The 15027-nt window shown below is 66.1% G+C and carries 20 protein-coding genes; 6 read left to right on the top strand and 14 right to left on the bottom strand.

The annotated features are described in order from the left end of the window. From LC068_RS03510 to LC068_RS03500, 3 genes are read right to left on the bottom strand one after another with little or no spacing between them, the layout of a single operon-like run. Entirely contained in the window at nt 1-390 is a 390-nt protein-coding gene (locus LC068_RS03510) for a hypothetical protein (RefSeq protein ID WP_226634600.1), read from the bottom strand. A gap of 36 nt (nt 391-426) precedes the next feature. After that, nucleotides 427-1308, bottom strand: coding sequence for an ABC-2 transporter permease (locus LC068_RS03505; protein ID WP_226634598.1), 882 nt, complete (start codon nt 1306-1308; stop codon nt 427-429). After that, nucleotides 1292-2206: an ABC transporter ATP-binding protein gene (locus LC068_RS03500; RefSeq protein ID WP_226634596.1), complete on the bottom strand. Its 915-nt coding sequence runs from the start codon at nt 2204-2206 to the stop codon at nt 1292-1294. Before LC068_RS03500 ends, LC068_RS03505 begins: the two co-directional genes overlap by 17 nt. 221 nt (nt 2207-2427) lie before the next feature. Here LC068_RS03500 and LC068_RS03495 point away from each other — a divergent pair, with 221 nt between their 5' ends. Together LC068_RS03495 and LC068_RS03490 are read left to right on the top strand one after the other, a co-directional pair. Further along, nucleotides 2428-2871, top strand: a complete 444-nt coding sequence (locus LC068_RS03495) for a helix-turn-helix domain-containing protein (RefSeq protein ID WP_226634594.1) — start codon at nt 2428-2430, stop codon at nt 2869-2871. A gap of 36 nt (nt 2872-2907) precedes the next feature. Then, a complete protein-coding gene (locus tag LC068_RS03490; protein WP_226634592.1) occupies nt 2908-3234 on the top strand; it encodes an endonuclease domain-containing protein in 327 nt (108 codons plus the stop codon). A gap of 352 nt (nt 3235-3586) precedes the next feature. Here the strand turns inward: LC068_RS03490 and LC068_RS03485 are convergent, their stop codons facing one another. From LC068_RS03485 to LC068_RS03445, 9 genes are all read right to left on the bottom strand, one after another. Continuing rightward, entirely contained in the window at nt 3587-4396 is an 810-nt protein-coding gene (locus LC068_RS03485) for a S1 family peptidase (protein WP_226634591.1), read from the bottom strand. Nucleotides 4397-4406: 10 nt separating this feature from the next. Continuing rightward, nucleotides 4407-5939 carry an acyl-CoA carboxylase subunit beta gene (locus LC068_RS03480; RefSeq protein WP_226634590.1) on the bottom strand — a complete coding sequence of 511 codons (1533 nt, stop codon included), beginning with the start codon at nt 5937-5939 and terminating at the stop codon, nt 4407-4409. 65 nt (nt 5940-6004) lie between these two features. Beyond that, complete coding sequence (locus LC068_RS03475) at nt 6005-6430, bottom strand: hypothetical protein (protein WP_226634589.1); 426 nt, start codon at nt 6428-6430, stop codon at nt 6005-6007. Nucleotides 6431-6561: 131 nt separating this feature from the next. After that, complete coding sequence (locus LC068_RS03470; RefSeq protein ID WP_226634588.1) at nt 6562-6888, bottom strand: winged helix-turn-helix domain-containing protein; 327 nt, start codon at nt 6886-6888, stop codon at nt 6562-6564. Then, on the bottom strand, nt 6885-7331 hold the full coding sequence (locus LC068_RS03465; protein ID WP_226634587.1) for a hypothetical protein: 447 nt from the start codon (nt 7329-7331) through the stop codon (nt 6885-6887). The genes LC068_RS03470 and LC068_RS03465 overlap by 4 nt, the downstream gene beginning before the upstream one ends. After that, the gene (locus LC068_RS03460) at nt 7328-7768 is read right to left on the bottom strand and encodes a hypothetical protein (protein ID WP_226634586.1); all 441 of its coding nucleotides are present in this window, start codon (nt 7766-7768) and stop codon (nt 7328-7330) included. The genes LC068_RS03465 and LC068_RS03460 overlap by 4 nt, the downstream gene beginning before the upstream one ends. A 77-nt stretch (nt 7769-7845) precedes the next feature. Continuing rightward, entirely contained in the window at nt 7846-9000 is a 1155-nt protein-coding gene (locus LC068_RS03455; RefSeq protein WP_226634584.1) for a GNAT family N-acetyltransferase, read from the bottom strand. Further along, nucleotides 8997-9455: a RidA family protein gene (locus LC068_RS03450; RefSeq protein ID WP_226634581.1), complete on the bottom strand. Its 459-nt coding sequence runs from the start codon at nt 9453-9455 to the stop codon at nt 8997-8999. Before LC068_RS03450 ends, LC068_RS03455 begins: the two co-directional genes overlap by 4 nt. A 73-nt stretch (nt 9456-9528) precedes the next feature. Further along, nucleotides 9529-10776, bottom strand: a complete 1248-nt coding sequence (locus tag LC068_RS03445; protein WP_226634579.1) for a DNA polymerase IV — start codon at nt 10774-10776, stop codon at nt 9529-9531. A gap of 119 nt (nt 10777-10895) precedes the next feature. On the opposite strand from LC068_RS03445, the gene LC068_RS03440 reads away from it, so the two are divergent. The 3 genes from LC068_RS03440 to LC068_RS03430 are packed head-to-tail and all read left to right on the top strand — an operon-like array spanning nt 10896 to nt 13236. Further along, on the top strand, nt 10896-11261 hold the full coding sequence (locus tag LC068_RS03440; RefSeq protein WP_209120476.1) for a response regulator: 366 nt from the start codon (nt 10896-10898) through the stop codon (nt 11259-11261). 4 nt (nt 11262-11265) lie between these two features. Then, nucleotides 11266-12630, top strand: coding sequence for a PleD family two-component system response regulator (locus LC068_RS03435; protein WP_226634578.1), 1365 nt, complete (start codon nt 11266-11268; stop codon nt 12628-12630). 27 nt (nt 12631-12657) lie between these two features. Further along, nucleotides 12658-13236 carry a class I SAM-dependent methyltransferase gene (locus LC068_RS03430; protein WP_226634575.1) on the top strand — a complete coding sequence of 193 codons (579 nt, stop codon included), beginning with the start codon at nt 12658-12660 and terminating at the stop codon, nt 13234-13236. A gap of 63 nt (nt 13237-13299) precedes the next feature. Here the strand turns inward: LC068_RS03430 and rpmG are convergent, their stop codons facing one another. Continuing rightward, nucleotides 13300-13467 (bottom strand): 50S ribosomal protein L33, encoded by a 168-nt coding sequence (gene rpmG / locus LC068_RS03425; RefSeq protein ID WP_029417689.1) that lies wholly within the window; start codon nt 13465-13467, stop codon nt 13300-13302. Between the two features lie 139 nt (nt 13468-13606). Here rpmG and LC068_RS03420 point away from each other — a divergent pair, with 139 nt between their 5' ends. Beyond that, nucleotides 13607-14194: a hypothetical protein gene (locus tag LC068_RS03420; RefSeq protein WP_226634573.1), complete on the top strand. Its 588-nt coding sequence runs from the start codon at nt 13607-13609 to the stop codon at nt 14192-14194. A 34-nt stretch (nt 14195-14228) separates the two neighbouring features. Here LC068_RS03420 and LC068_RS03415 read toward each other — a convergent pair whose 3' ends face one another. Further along, nucleotides 14229-14987 (bottom strand): hypothetical protein, encoded by a 759-nt coding sequence (locus LC068_RS03415; RefSeq protein ID WP_226634571.1) that lies wholly within the window; start codon nt 14985-14987, stop codon nt 14229-14231. Nucleotides 14988-15027: the final 40 nt, after the last annotated feature.

The following is a 15027-nucleotide window of genomic DNA, read 5'->3' as shown; positions in this document are numbered from 1 at the left end:
CTAGGTGAGAAGCCACAAGAGCGGGCCAACAAGCAATATCGTGCCGTACAGGGCCAACAGGGCGAAGAAGTCCCTGGGCAAAGCGTCAAAAGGACGAACGTCGAAATAGGGTGTGAGCCCCTCGGGGCGCTCGTCGGGTGGCGATAGCAGTCCTTGCCGCCGCTGGTTCAGGTTGGCGACCAGGATGCTGGTGACCTGCAACCCCAACACCACCCAAAGGCCCTTGTGGAAGGTGAAAATGCGATCGCCGGGAAGCACCTGGTCCAGAACGGTCTCGGCCCATGCACGGGATGGGGGAAACGCCCAGGCCACCACTGACGCGAGGAAGATGTCGCACGATGTCATATAGGCATAGGTGAAGGGCGCCGCGGGAAGGCGCCCCACACTCATGGCCAATCGGTCGTACAGTTGCCTCAGCGCCGTGCCCTATTCCTTCGACAGGTCCTGACGGTTGAACGAGGCGATGGCGCCGATGGCGGGCAGCAGGGTCCACAGGATGATACTGATCCAGGCGCGGACCGGCACGTGATCCGGCACAGCCGCAGCGACCTCGCCACCCTTCACCAGATCCTTGATCGAATCGATGGCGCCGCCCGGGTTGAACAGGATCGACACCCAGCTGTCCGGCATGAGGCCCATGGGCGGCAGGACCTGCATCGGTACGAAGAACTGGGCGATCCCCAGCACCAGCGGCACGAACAGGGCCACCAGCAGCGAGCGGGTCATGACGGCAGCCAGCAGTCCGACCATGGTGAACTGCACGATGCGCAGCAGCGACAGGCCCGCCAGCGCGAAGAACTGTCCGACGTCGCCGGCGTCCATGGTGAAGGTCAGCCCGCGCCCGAAGATGCCGGCCTGGATCATGTCGCCGATCGTGCTGGAGATCAGCATGACCAGCATGGCCATCAGGGCCAGACCGATGACGACGGCCAGCTTGCCCAGCAGCTGGTTGGTGCGGGTGTTGCGCGCACTGATCAGGCGCCAGGTCTCCCAGCGATAATCGCCCGCATAGACTGTGGCGGCACCGATCAGCATGAAGGCGACCACCAGCGGATTCGACAGGCTGGCGGCATTGGTGACCATGGCTTGGCCCAGATCGAGGGGCACGGTCGCCAGCATCTCGCTGAGGTCGGCCTGGATCTTGGGGTCTTCGGTCAGCTTGGCTTCGTTCGCCTTGATGAAGAAGCTGGTGATGGCGCTCAGCGCCAGCATCAGGATCGGCGCGAAGAACACGCTCCAGAACCAGGTCGTGCGGCTCTTGGTCAGGCGGAAGGCTTCCGCGCGGATGGCATCAGCCCACATGATCATGCTCCGGCGTCTGGACGGCACCCGTTTCGGTGAAGAAGACACTCTCGAGGTCGGTGCCGACCCAACGTGCCTCGTCGATGTCGATGCCCTGTTCGACCAGGGCGCGGATCAGGGCCGGGCCCTCGGCGCGGGGGACATTGGCCAGCAGGGCCTTGCCGTCGACCGCTCCCTTGTCGCCCAGCACCTCGGCCGCGCGCTCGAGCGGCGAGACCGACAGGCGCAGGCGTTCGCTCGTGGTGGTCAACTCGGACACCGTGCCCTCGCGGACGAGGGTGCCCTTGTTCATGATGGCAACGCGGTCACAGACGCGCTGGACCTCCAGCAGCTGGTGGCTGGCCAGAACCACGGTCAGGCCGTCGTCGTGCGCCAGACTGCGGATCAGGGCGCGCATTTCCTGGATGCCGGGCGGATCCATGCCGCTGGTCGGCTCATCCAGAATGATCAGCTCCGGCTCGGTAATCAGGGCGGCGGCGACGCCCAGGCGCTGCAGCATGCCGACGGAGAAGCCGCGCACGCGGCGGTCGGCTGCCTGGGTCAGGCCCACGCGCTCCAGCCAGCGGTCGGTACGGTTGGTGTCCGACGAAAGGCCGTGTGCCAGCGACAGCCAGGTCAGCACCTGACGCGCGGTCATGAAGGGCGGATAGCGCGGCGTCTCGATCATAGAGCCCATGCGGCGCATGGCCTTGGGGTCGCCGATGGTGCCGCCCATGACGGTGGCGTCCCCGTCGGTCGGCCGGATCAGGCCCAGCAGGATCCGGAACAGGGTCGACTTACCCGCCCCGTTCGGCCCCAGGACGCCATAGACGCCCCCCTTGGGAATGGTGAGGCTGAGCCCGTCGAGGGCCTTGACCGTGCCATAAGTCTTGGTGAGGCGGCGGGTTTCGATGACTGCGCTCATGGTCGGGAGGGTGACCGCCACCGCCCCGGCACGCAAGCGGCAAACCGCCGGTTGCAGATTAAGAATCCTCCATGGTCGGGGGGTCCGCAGGAACCGGCGGCGCGCTGGCGGGGACGTGGCGGGCTGATGGCGGCCCGGTGGCGGGTCGCCGACGTGGTGCGGCGGGCCGGTTTTGCGGTCTGTGGTCCGTGTCTGATAACCCCGTGCCCAAGGAGGGCCCCATGACGTTCAAGACCGACACCGCAAAGATCAAACGCTGGCGCGAGGAGCGCCACTGGTCGCAGGAGCATCTGGCCGAGCTGTCCGGCATCGGCCTGCGCACCCTGCAACGCATCGAGCGCGGCCAGCAGGCCTCGCTGGAGACGCTGAAGGCGCTGGCCAATGCCTATCAGGTCGATGTGGCGGCTCTGGCGGTCGACCCGCGCATTGAGGCGGCCGAGATGGTCCAGACCCGCAATGCAAAGGCCCGCGCGGGCGTGCGCCTTTCGTTCGGCATCCACGCCGTCAGCTGGCTGATGGGCATGGCCGTGTTCGCCGCCATCAGCCTGAACGCGGGCGCCTTCATCATGAAGGCCCCCATGCTGTGGTGGACCGTCGGCCTGATCGGCCACGCCGTGACCGTGGCGATCGTGGAACTGGTGGCGCGATATCAGGAGGGGGGGTGAGGGGTGGAGGGGCGCCTGTCCGGTCTGGCGCGGAAGATGCGGCGGGCGCCCTCTGTCCACGAGCGGCGGCTATGGACGTTGCTGCGCGACCGGCGGCTGGAGGGGCTGAAGTTCCGGCGCCAGATGGTGATCGGGCCCTACATTGCGGACTTCATCTGCCTGAGGCACCGGCTGATCGTCGAGGCGGACGGGCCGTTTCACGATCCGGTGCGTGATGCCGAGCGGGACGCCTGGCTGGCCGGGCAGAACTTTCGCGTGCTGCGCTTTCCGAACGGCATGATCGACCACGAGGGCTGGCGGGTGATCGCGGCGATCCTTGAGGCCGTGCGCGCCAATGGCGATGCCCCGCCGCCGCTGGGGTAGGAGCAAGTTTCCTTCTCCCCTTGCGGGAGAAGGTGGGCCGCGTGAGCGGCTCGGATGAGGGGGCGCTCGGTCGGTTGACGGGGAGTCCGCTTCGCGCCGCAAAACGATGGCCGACCGCAGCGCGACCCCTCATCCGTCAGGCTTCGCCTGCCACCTTCTCCCGCAAGGGGAGAAGGATCAACTAAGCGGAACATCGCCCGGCTCAGCGGCTGTTCTGGCGGGGAGGGGAGTGAAGAGAGTGTAGGTCCCGTCCCGGCCCTCCGCTTCGCTGCGGCATGGATGCCAAGGAGAGGGCAAGCGAATGACGCACAAACTCGCCCAGGACACGAGAACTTGGCTGGACTTTCTTAAGTTACTCTTGGGGCGGGTACGGATTATCTCCGATAATGCCCCCACCATTGACCAATATGTCAATGTAATTGCAGCGCAAGAAGCGACCGAGCGATATTCGGCTAAGTTCTTCTTGGCCGGATGATCCTGAGTATATACCGACAAATTTCAATACTGTAGTAAGTTCCATCGCATGCATGGCTTGGCGGTATCCCGGCTCGCGTACGTAAACGGGAGCTCCCGACATCCCGGGTGCTCCAGGCATATCCAATAGATTTTGGTTCTGGGAGCGAAACTGAAAATCTGGCTCTGCGGCAACCATCCCACTCTTCCAGATCGGAAAAGGTGATTCACAAGTTTGACTAAAGGGAAATCCAATGGTCACAACGTCTCTGCCCGGCTGAAGCGTTTCGTCAAATGTACTACAAAAGTCCTGAATGCAGGGAGTGATTGCGTCTTCTGGCAGTTCGACACGAATGGCTGCGACGTCCTCGCCTCTATCTAGTCGCCCTTGCAACCAGGTTGGCTTGCCGTCGGAATAAAGCTCCATCCTTATGATGTGAAGAAGTCCCCCCGGCCTACGACTGAGATAGGCAACATCTATACCCGTAGGGCTACTTGGGTATCCCTGGAGTAAGAAACCTGGATCATCAGGTCGCCGCCCGGTTAAAACATGCCAGTTCGTGATCAGCCATAAATTTCCATCCTTATCACGGTAGTGGAAGCCCGTGCCCCAGCCACAGGTTTTTTCTCCTTTCGGCGTCGTGATGACCTTTGCGATCGCGACTGATGCTGCAGAGGCGGGATGTATAGAATGACGGTGACCGGTCAAAGCAATCCCCCTACAACGGAATATTATCGTGCTTCTTCCACGGATTGCTCTGCTGCTTGTTCTTCAGCGTGCGTAGGGCCTTGATCAGTCTCCGCCGGGTGCCGTGGGGCATGATGACGTCGTCGATGTAGCCGCGGCTGGCGGCGACGAAGGGGTTGGCGAAGCGCTCCTTGTATTCGGCTTCGCGGGCGGCGAGGGCCTCCGGGTCGCCGGCTTCCTTGCGGAAGATGATCTCGACCGCGCCCTTGGCGCCCATGACGGCGATTTCGGCGCTGGGCCAGGCGTAGTTGACGTCGCCGCGCAGGTGTTTGGAGCTCATGACGTCATAGGCGCCGCCATATGCCTTGCGCGTGATGACAGTCAGCTTGGGCACGGTGGCCTCGGCATAGGCGAACAGCAGCTTGGCGCCGTGCTTGATCAGGCCGCCGTATTCCTGACGGGTGCCGGGCATGAAGCCGGGCACGTCGACGAAGGTCACCAGCGGAATGTCGAAGGCGTCGCAGAAGCGGACGAAGCGGGCGGCCTTGCGGCTTGAGTCGATGTCCAGCACCCCGGCCAGCACCTGGGGCTGGTTGGCGACGATGCCGACGGTCTGGCCGTCCAGGCGGCCGAAGCCGGTGACGATGTTCTTGGCGTAGTCGGGGGCGATCTCGAAGAACTCGGCCTCGTCGACCGTCTTCAGGATCAGCTCCTTGATGTCATAGGGCTGGTTCGGATTGGCCGGGACCAGGGTGTCGAGGCTGGCCTCGTCCCGCTCGGGGTCGTCATAGCTGTCGCGGACCGGGGGCTTTTCGCGGTTGGACAGGGGCAGGAAGCCGATCAGGCGGCGGACCTCGCTGAGGGCCTCCAGATCGTTCTCGAAGGCGCCGTCGGCCACGCCCGACTTGCCCGCATGGACGCGGGCGCCGCCCAGTTCCTCGTGCGTCACGACCTCATTGGTGACCGTCTTCACCACGTCGGGCCCGGTGACGTACATGTAGGAGGTGTCCTTCACCATGAAGATGAAGTCGGTCAGGGCGGGGCTGTAGACGTCGCCGCCGGCGCACGGGCCCATGATCACACTGATCTGGGGGATGACGCCCGAGGCCAGGGTGTTCTGGAGGAAGATGTCGGCATAGCCGGCGAGGCTCTCGACGCCTTCCTGGATGCGGGCGCCGCCGGCGTCGAAGATGCCGATTATGGGCGCGCCATTGGTCAGGGCCATGGTCTGCAGCTTGACGATCTTGGCCGCATGGGCGCCCGACAGGCTGCCGCCGAAGACGGTGAAGTCCTTGGAGAAGACATAGACCAGACGGCCGCCGATGGTGCCCCGGCCGGTGACCACGCCGTCACCGGGGATGCGCTGCTTCTCCATGCCGAAGTCGTGCGAGCGGTGCTCGACGAACATGTCGGTTTCCTCGAAGGAGCCCTCGTCCAGCAGCACCTCGATGCGTTCGCGCGCGGTCAGCTTGCCCTTCTTGTGCTGGGCGGCGATGCGGGCTTCGCCTCCGCCAAGCTTGGCCCCGGCGCGGCGGGCTTCGAGCTGGTCGAGAATGTCTTGCATGAGGTGTCTCCTTGACGGCGAGCCTTAAGGAGGGTGGGCCGGGGAGGCAAGACGGGGTGGCTGGGCTACGGAGTCGACGTCGGTCGATAGGGCCGCTCGCGTCCACTACAGCTGCGGCGTGTGCCGTCGGGATTGAAGGCGCAAATTTGGGGCAGTGGGGTAGACACCACGGCGTCCGGCGCATCGCAATCGACCCGGAAGTAGGCGGTGCCGCTGTCGATGCAGACGGTTTCAGTGCCCGCTGCAATCCATACCGGCTCCCACCCCAGCGAAAGCTCTCCGTCGAACCGAACATCGACCGCCAGAAGGGCGGCAACGCATTTGTTCGCCCCCATGGCATCAAGGCATTCGGCCTGTGGTTCAGGCATGCGCGTTCGCGCTTCGTCCGCCGTGCGATAATAGCGCGGTTCCTGAAGAAGCGGATTGGCGACGGCTGCATTGAAGACTGCGGCCCCGGCCAGCACGCTGACGCCGAACAGGATGGATTTCATGCCTCGCCCCCCCAGATTACCTTGTTCCGGCGTAGGGCATGCCAGTGATTGTGACAAGCCGGTTCGTCGCCGCCGCGGCTCCCGCGCCGATGGCGACCGAGGTGTGGTGCGTGATTGAGGGGGGGCGACAACTAGCCCGAGAACCCCTTGCCCAGCACCGGCGCCTGCGTCAGGGCCGCAAGGCGGTTCAGCTCGGCGACGTGGGCGGCGAAGGCCTTCTTGCCGGCCGGGGTCAGGCTGGCCCAGGTGCGCGAGCGACCGTCGACGGGGGTCTTGGTCAGCGTGATATACCCGGCGTCCTCCAGCTGCTTCAGGTGTTTGGACAGGACGGAGTCCGAGACTTTGATGGTGTCGCGGATCAGGGCGAACTCGGCCTCATCGACACTGGACAGGATAGCGCAGATCTGCAGCCGACCCGGGGCGTGGATGACGGGATCGAAAACGGGCGGGGGCGTCATCCATCAGCCTCGGCCAGCTCGCGCTTCCAGACGTGCATCCACAGACGTCCGCCGAGGATCGACAGGACAAAGGCCGCGCTCCCGGTGGCCAGTGGCATCCAGAGGATGCCTGCGCCCCGGCCCCACATCGTCACGCCGATCAGCACCACCAGCATGACTGCCATGCCATAGGCGACGCGGCCCGCCCGCTTCGGCGCATAGCCGTTGACCCACCAGCCGAAGCGAGACTTCCACCAGTGGACGCAGCCGCCGAGCGCCGCCATGGCGGCCAGCAGCGCCACCAGCGACCAGGGCTTCTGCAGGCCCTGGCTGGCGACCATCAGACCGCAGATCGCGGCGCACACGAGGTCGTAGCCGACGGGATGGGTCATCCGCTCCGTCATGCCCTCGCGGGTGGACTGGATCGAGGCGAGCGCCTCGCGGGGATCGGGGGCTTCGCTCATGACAGATCTCCGGCCAGCTCGCGCTTCCAGACGTGCATCCACAGGCGGCCGCCGATGATGGCCGAGACGAACCCCGCTGCGCCGGTTGCCAGGGGCATCCAGACCATGCCGGCGTCCTTGCCCCAGATCGACAGGCCCATCAGGGCGATCAGGATGACAGCGAGGCCTATGGCTACCCACCGGGCGCGCTTGGGCGAATAGCCGCTGACCCACCAGCCGACGCGGTTCCGCCACCACTGGACGCAGATGGCCAGCCCCGCGAGGGCAATGACGAGGGCCAGCATCGCCCACGGTGTCGGCAGGCCCTGACTGGCGACCATCAGGCCGCAAATGGCGCCATAGGCCAGATCCCAGGCGACGGGATAGGCGACGGGGCCGGGCACCCCTTCGCGGGCTTCGCGGATGCGGGCCAGGGCTTCGTTCGGGTCTTCGGTCATCGGTGATCCTCACTTTCCGATGTGGAAAGTAGCATGACTTTCCAGATTGGCAAGTGATAATTTTCCGAAGTGGAAAGTCAGGTCTTTCGGAAGGGTGACTGTTCGTCGGTGAGGGCCCTGATCTCGGCTTCGATGGCCGGGCGCTCATGGTCCAGATAGCGGGCGATGGCGTCGCGAAAGCCGGGGTCGGGGATGTGGTGGGCCGAGCGGACGGGGGTGGGCAGATAGCCGCGCGCGATCTTGTGCTGGCCCTGGGCGCCGGCCTCGACGCGGGACAGGCCGCGCGACAGGGCAAACTCGATGGCCTGATAGTAGCAGAGCTCGAAATGCAGGAAGGGGATGTCCTCCAGCGTGCCCCACTGGCGGCCGTACAGGGCGTCGCGGCCGATGAAGTTGAGGGCGCCGGCGATGGGGGTCTCGCCCCGATACGCCATGACCAGGGCGATGCGGTCGGCCATGGTCCGGCCGATGCGGGCAAAGAAGTCGCGGGTCAGATAGGGGCGGCCCCATTTGCGGCTGCCGGTGTCGAGATAGAAGGCGAAAAAGGCGTCCCAGACGTCTTCGGTCAGATCGGCGCCGGTCAGGATGCGGATGTCGAGCCCGGCCTGGGCCTCGCGTCGCTCGCGCCGGATGGTCTTCCTGCGGTTCGAGGACAGGGCGGCGAGGAAGCCCTCGAAATCGCCATAGCCCTGATCGGTGAAGACGTACTGCAGGTCCAGCCGCGGCAGCCAGCCGGCGTCGGCCATCTCGCGCCATTCGCCCTCGGTCGGGAAGTTGACGTGGACTGACGACAGGTCGAGCCGCGCACACAGGGTCTCGGCCCCCTGGATCAGGGCCTGACGCACCGTGCCGGGGTCGGCGTCGGGATGGATCAGGAAGCGCGGGCCGGTGACGGGGGTGAAGGGAACGGCGCCCAGCAGCTTGGGATAGTAGCGCCCGCCCGCGCGCACCCAGGCATCGGCCCAGGCATGGTCGAAGACGTATTCGCCGCTGCTGTGCCCCTTCAGCCAGAGGGGCATCAGGCCAAGGACGCGGCCCTGATCATCCTCGAGCGCCAGATGACGCCCGGCCCAGCCCTGATCCGGCGCGGCACTGCCCGAGGCCTCACAGGCGTCGAGAAAGTCATAGCCGATGAAGGGGTCGCCCGTGGGAGCGGCGAGCGCCTCCCACGTACCCCGATCGATATCGGCGACCGCGCCGTGGACGCGGAGGGTGAAGGCGTCGTCCGTCACTTCACCTCGACGATGGCGTCCACCTCGACGGCGAAGCCCAGCGGCAGGCGATAGACGCCGACGGCCGAGCGGGCGTGGCGACCGGCGTCGCCGAACACTTCGACCATCAGGTCCGAACAGCCGTTGATGACGGCGGGAATGGCACTGAACTCGGGGCCGGCCTGGACGAAGCCACCCAGCTTGACCACGCGCACGACCCGCTCAAGGTCGCCGTCCAGCGCATCCTTGATCTGGGCCAGCAGGTTGACGCCGCACATGCGGGCGGCGCGGGCGGCGTCCTCGGGCGAGACGTCGACGCCCACCGTGCCCTTGATGCCGCCCGAGGCGTCATTCGACAGCTGGCCCGAGATGTGGACCAGATTGCCGCTGCGCACCCACGGCACATAGTTGGCGACGGCCTTGGCGGGCTCGGGCAGGTCGAGGCCCAGTTCGGCGATGCGGTCGGCGTAGCTCATGGTCGTCTCCTGATGTCTTTCGGGGGCGTTTAGCCCGGCGCGGGCGAGGCGTCACCCCGCCGGAGGGTCGATCTCAGCTTTTCAGCGACCGGCCCGAGATGACGGCGCCCGGGCCGAAGCGATCCCGCAGCCGGTCGATGGTGGTCTCGGTGGTCAGCTCCCTGGTGCGGTCGGCCGAGAACAGACCGGGGGCCACGTCGGCCGCGTCGACCAGATCGGCCATGCCGATGCCGATCAGGCGATAGGGGCGCCCCAGTTCCGGTTTGAGCAGGGCCCGCCCTTCGGCAAACAGGGTGCGGGCGGTCTGGACGGGATCGGGCAGGGTGCGGCGCCGGGTCAGGATGCGGAAGTCCGTCCGCCTGAGCTTGAGCGTCACGACCCGACCGGCGATGCCATCGCGCCGGGCCTTGGCCGCCAGCTTCTCGCACAGGGGCCAGAGCTGGCTCTCCAGATCGGCGGCCGAGGACAGATCGACGTTGAAGGTGGTCTCGGCGCTCATGCCCTTGCGGTCATGCTCGGGATCGACCGGGCGGCTGTCGCGGCCGTGAGCGAGGTCGTGCAGGCGCAGACCCCAGTCGCCGTAGCGCTTGGCCAGATCACGCACATCGGCGCCGGCCAGCTGACCGATGGTCTCGAAGCCGTCGGCGCGCAGGGTCCGCCCGAAGATCGGGCCGACACCCGGCAGGATGGACACGGGGCGCGGGGCCAAAAGCTGCTCGGCCTCGGACCCGATCACCGAAAAGCCGCGCGGCTTGTCCATCTCGGAGGCGACCTTGGCGAGGAAGCGATTGGGCGCGAGGCCAAGCGAAACCGTCAGGCCGACCTCGTCCTCAATCCACTTCTGCAGCCGGGCCAGCTGCCAGGCGGGTGAGCCACCGTTCAGCCGCTCGGTGCCCGACAGATCGGCCCAGGCCTCGTCCAGCGACAGCGTCTGGATCAAGGGGGTGAGGTTGGCGAGCGCGCCCAGGATGCGGCGGCTCTCATGCTTGTATTTGGCAAAGTCGGGCTTGATGACCACGGCATCGGGACAGGCCTTGAGCGCCTTGAACATCGGCATGGCCGAGCCCACCCCATACTGGCGCGCGACGTAGCAGGCGGTGGCGACCACGCCGCGATGGCCGCCGCCGACGATCACCGGCCGGTCGCGCAACTCCGGTCGATCCCGCTTTTCCACTGAGGCATAGAAGGCGTCGCAGTCCAGGTGGGCGATGACCTGACGGTCCAGCTCGGCATGGTTCACCATGCGCGGCGACCCGCAGGCCGGACAGCGGGGTTCCGGCCGGTCAAAACGCGACAGACAGTCTCGGCAGAGGGAGGTCATCCGGGGCACCGGGGCCGGAGGTGGCCCTTCACGTCAACTTAAGACTGGGCGGGCATGCTGACCATGGAGAAGACGACAACAGCCCCGCCGCCGGCAAGGGGCGGCAGGAACCGGTGATGATGTCCAAGAAAGTCCTCATCGTGGAGGATAACGAGCTGAACATGAAGCTCTTTCATGATCTGCTCGATTCCCAGGGGTATCAGACCTATCAGACCCGCGAGGGACTGACGGCCATGGCCATGGCGCGCCAGCATCGTCCCGACCTGATCCTCATGGATATCCAGCTGCCCGAGATCAGCGGCCTGGAAGTCACCAAATGGCTGAAGGACGACGAGGAGCTGGCGCACATCCCGGTCGTCGCCGTGACCGCCTTTGCCATGAAGGGCGATGAGGAGCGAATCCGCCAGGGCGGATGCGAGGCCTACATCTCCAAGCCCATCTCGGTGATGCATTTCCTGGACGTGGTCCGGAAGCATATGGGCTGACGCCATGCCAGCCAGAATCCTTGTCGTCGATGATATCGAGACCAACGTCCGGCTGCTCGAGGCCAAGCTGACGCTGGAATACTATGACGTCCTGACCTGCGGCAGCGGGGCGGCGGCGCTGGAGCTGGCGGCCGCACATCACCCCGACATCATCCTGCTGGACGTCATGATGCCGGACATGGACGGGTTCGAGACCTGTCGCCGGCTGAAGGCCGACCCGGCCACCCGCCACATCCCCGTGGTGCTGGTGACGGCGCTGGATGGCCGCGAGGAGCGCATCAAGGGCCTTGAAGCCGGGGCCGATGACTTCGTCACCAAGCCGATCGACGATGTGGTGCTGCTGGCCCGCATGCGGTCGTTGACGCGCCTCAAATCCATCATGGACGAACTGCGGGCCCGCGAGGAAAGCGGTCGCCGGCTGGGTGTCGACACGGACTCGGCCGGGCGTTTGCGCGCGACGGGCGGGCGGATCCTGCTGGTCGACGACGACGCCCGTCAGGTCGAGCGCATTCGCAGCCAGCTGGACGGCGAGCATCGGCTGACGGTCGAGACCGACATTGAAAAGGGGCTGGCCGCCCTGCGCGGACCGTTCGATCTGGTGATCGCCAATACGGCCTCGCGCGGGTTCGACGGCCTTCGCCTCGTAGCCCAGAGCCGCTCACTGGAATCGACTCGTCCGCTGCCGGTGCTGGCGGTGGTCGACCCGCACCAGCGCGCCCGCATGATCAAGGCGCTGGAGCTGGGTGCCAACGACATACTGGCCGCGCCCATCGATGTCGAGGAACTGGCGGCCCGTGCCCGCACCCAGGTGCGTCGCAAGCGCTATGCCGATTTCCTGCGCCAGAAGCTGGACTACAGCCTCGAGATGGCGGTGACGGACGCCCTGACCGGCCTGCATAACCGGCGCTATATGGCCGGGCAGCTCCAGGCCCTGGTCGGCCGGGCCAGCCAGGGCGGAGAGCCGGTCTCGCTGCTGATGCTGGACATCGACCACTTCAAGGCGGTCAACGACGGCTTCGGTCACGATGCCGGCGACGAGGTCCTGCGCGAATTCGCCGTGCGGCTGGCGACCAAGGTCCGGGCCGTCGACCTGCCCTGCCGGATGGGGGGCGAGGAGTTCGTCGTCGTAATGCCGGGCACGCGGCTGGAAGACGCCGTCCGCATCGCCGACCGTATCCGGGCCGACATGGCCAATGCGCCCTTCCCGGTGATGAACGGGGACGCGCACCTGCAGATCACGATCTCGATCGGCGTGGCGACCACGACCGGGCGCGACGACACCCCCGATGCCCTCCTGAAGCGCGCCGACGAGGGGGTCTATGAGGCCAAGTCCGCCGGCCGCAACCGGGTGATCGCCCGCGCGGCCTAGGACGCTGCGGCGTGCTAGCCTGACCCCATGACGCCGGACGATTCACACGGCTGGGACGCGGTGGCCGACGCCTTCATGGCGGCGCGATCTGGCGTGGGGGCCGATATCGTACGCCGCTGGGCCGAACAGCTGCCGCCGGGCGCGGCGGTGGTGGACATTGGCTGCGGCTATGGCGAGCCGGTCACGCGCACCTTGGTCGAAGCAGGGCTCAAGGTGTGGGGCGTCGACGCGTCCCCGACGCTGCTGGCCGAATACCAGCGGCGATTTTCCGACTGTCCGGTCGCCTGCGAGGCGGCGGAACAGAGCGATCTGTTCGGTCTCCGGTTTGACGGTGCCGTGGCCGTCGGACTGCTGTTTCTTTTGCCGGACGGGGATCAGCGCAGGCTGATCGAACGGGTCGCCCGGGCCCTCAAGCCCGGCGGCCGGTTCCTGTTCAGCGCGCCCCGGCAGGCGTGCGAATGGACGGATGTGCTGACCGATCGCCCCTCACGCTCGCTGGGGGAGGAGGCCTACCGGCAAGCGCTTGATGGCGTGGGCCTTGCGCTGGAGAGCCGGTCGACCGATGCGGGCGGCAACCACTATTTCGACGCAACCAAGGCCGGGTAGCGCACAGCAAAACGCCCGGACCTTTCGGGCCGGGCGTTGCAAACGTGTCAGGCATTCAAGGAGTTACTTGATCTTGCCTTCCTTGAACTCGACGTGCTTTTTCACGACCGGATCGTACTTCTTGACGACCATCTTCTCGGTCATGGTGCGGGCGTTCTTCTTGGTGACGTAGAAGAAGCCGGTGTCCGCGGTGGAGTTCAGGCGGATCTTGATGGAAGCCGGTTTGGCCATCGGACAATTACCTTTGCGACGGCGAAAGCCGTGGAATGAGAGGCGCGGAACATACTCAGGCGCGCGCCCAAGTCAACGCCGTCGATGCCACAGGCGGTTTTTCTTGTCTGCCTGCCACAGGCCCGCCAGAGTTCCGGCCATGAAAACCCTGTCCATGACCGCCCGCGTCCCCGCCGCCGCCCTGTCGCTCCTGTTGCTCGCCGGCTGTGCGACCGGTGTGCCGGGCGAGGGGGAGGGCAGCGCGCAGGATGCCTTTTTCGCCAATCTGACCGCCCTGTGCGGCCAGACCTTTGAGGGGCAGGTGGTCACCGACGACGCCGCCGACGCAGAGATGCGCCGCCACCGACTGGTCATGGAAGTGCGCGACTGCTCCGCCAGCGAGATCCGCATCCCCTTCCACGTGGGCGCCGACCACAGCCGCACCTGGGTGATCAGCCGGACGACCGATGGCCTGCGCCTCAAGCACGACCACCGCGACCCGGACGGCACGGCCCACACCCTGCACTGGTACGGCGGCGACACGGAGAGTGCGGGCACGGCGACGCGTCAGGAGTTCCCGGTGGATGCCTTCTCGATCGCCCTGTTCAACGCGAACAATGCGGCAGTCTCGACCACCAATGTCTGGGCGGTTGAGGTCAACCCCGGCGAGGCCTTCGTCTACGAATTGTCCCGCGAAAACCGCCTGCTGCGGGTGAGCTTCGACCTGACGAAGCCGGTGGGGGAGTAGGTCAGGCGAGATAGTGGCCCGGCGTGCCGCGCGGTTACGGCCTCGATCCGTCGCCTGGCCTGAATTTCTGGATCAGGAAGTCGGCCCTCTGGCGAACTGAAGGACTCGCGTCCGCCCTCAGCTCTGCCAGCAGAGGCAGGTAGGGAGTCGGGTCCTGCGAGAGCTGAATAAGGATGTCGAGCGCTCCACGACGCACGATGGGCGAACGGTCGCGGCCCGCACGGTCCAGGATGTGATCCAGCGAAAGTGATGGGGAAAGCGCCCGGGTCTCGTACTCGTACCTCGGGGTCCAACCGTAGGCCGTTCTCTTGCGAGCTGGTCGAGCTGGCCACCTCGCCTGGGCCGTGCCCAGGGCGTGATAGGCCAAGCGTCGAACGTGAGGGGAAATGGCGGAGCGTGCGAGGGTGGGTAATGCCTCGTCTATCGCCGGGGTCCGCATCGCCAGCTGCATTGTGCGCGCAACCGGCCCGGTCGCAGTTGAGGCCAGATGGGATGCGAGTGCCTCCGCGACGTCATTTCTGGCAAGGCTCTGATGCAACAGCTCGCGGGCCGACAGATCCCAGCGTTCCCAGGCAAGCTCACGGCTGAGCAAATAGGGCATGGCCCCGACGATCGCATCTGCCTTGACCGCCTCGAGGAGCCTGGAACCTGCACGGATCGCCTCAGCCCGGACTTCGGCGACCCAGTCATTCGTCCGCCAGAACAGGGCCGCAATGAAGAATGGCGAGTTTGGCAGCCTGGCCAGATGCCGAAGTGCTGCCTGGCGGAAGTACCCGCTGTGGTGAAACAGCATGAGGGGCGCCACATGCGGGCAAGCCTCCAACTGCTCCATC

Origin of the sequence: Brevundimonas poindexterae (genome assembly GCF_020524625.1) — a bacterium.
In the GTDB taxonomy this organism is placed as follows: domain Bacteria; phylum Pseudomonadota; class Alphaproteobacteria; order Caulobacterales; family Caulobacteraceae; genus Brevundimonas; species Brevundimonas poindexterae_A.
Note: the sequence above shows the minus strand (reverse complement) of the source record. Positions and strands in the feature narration are given on the sequence as shown.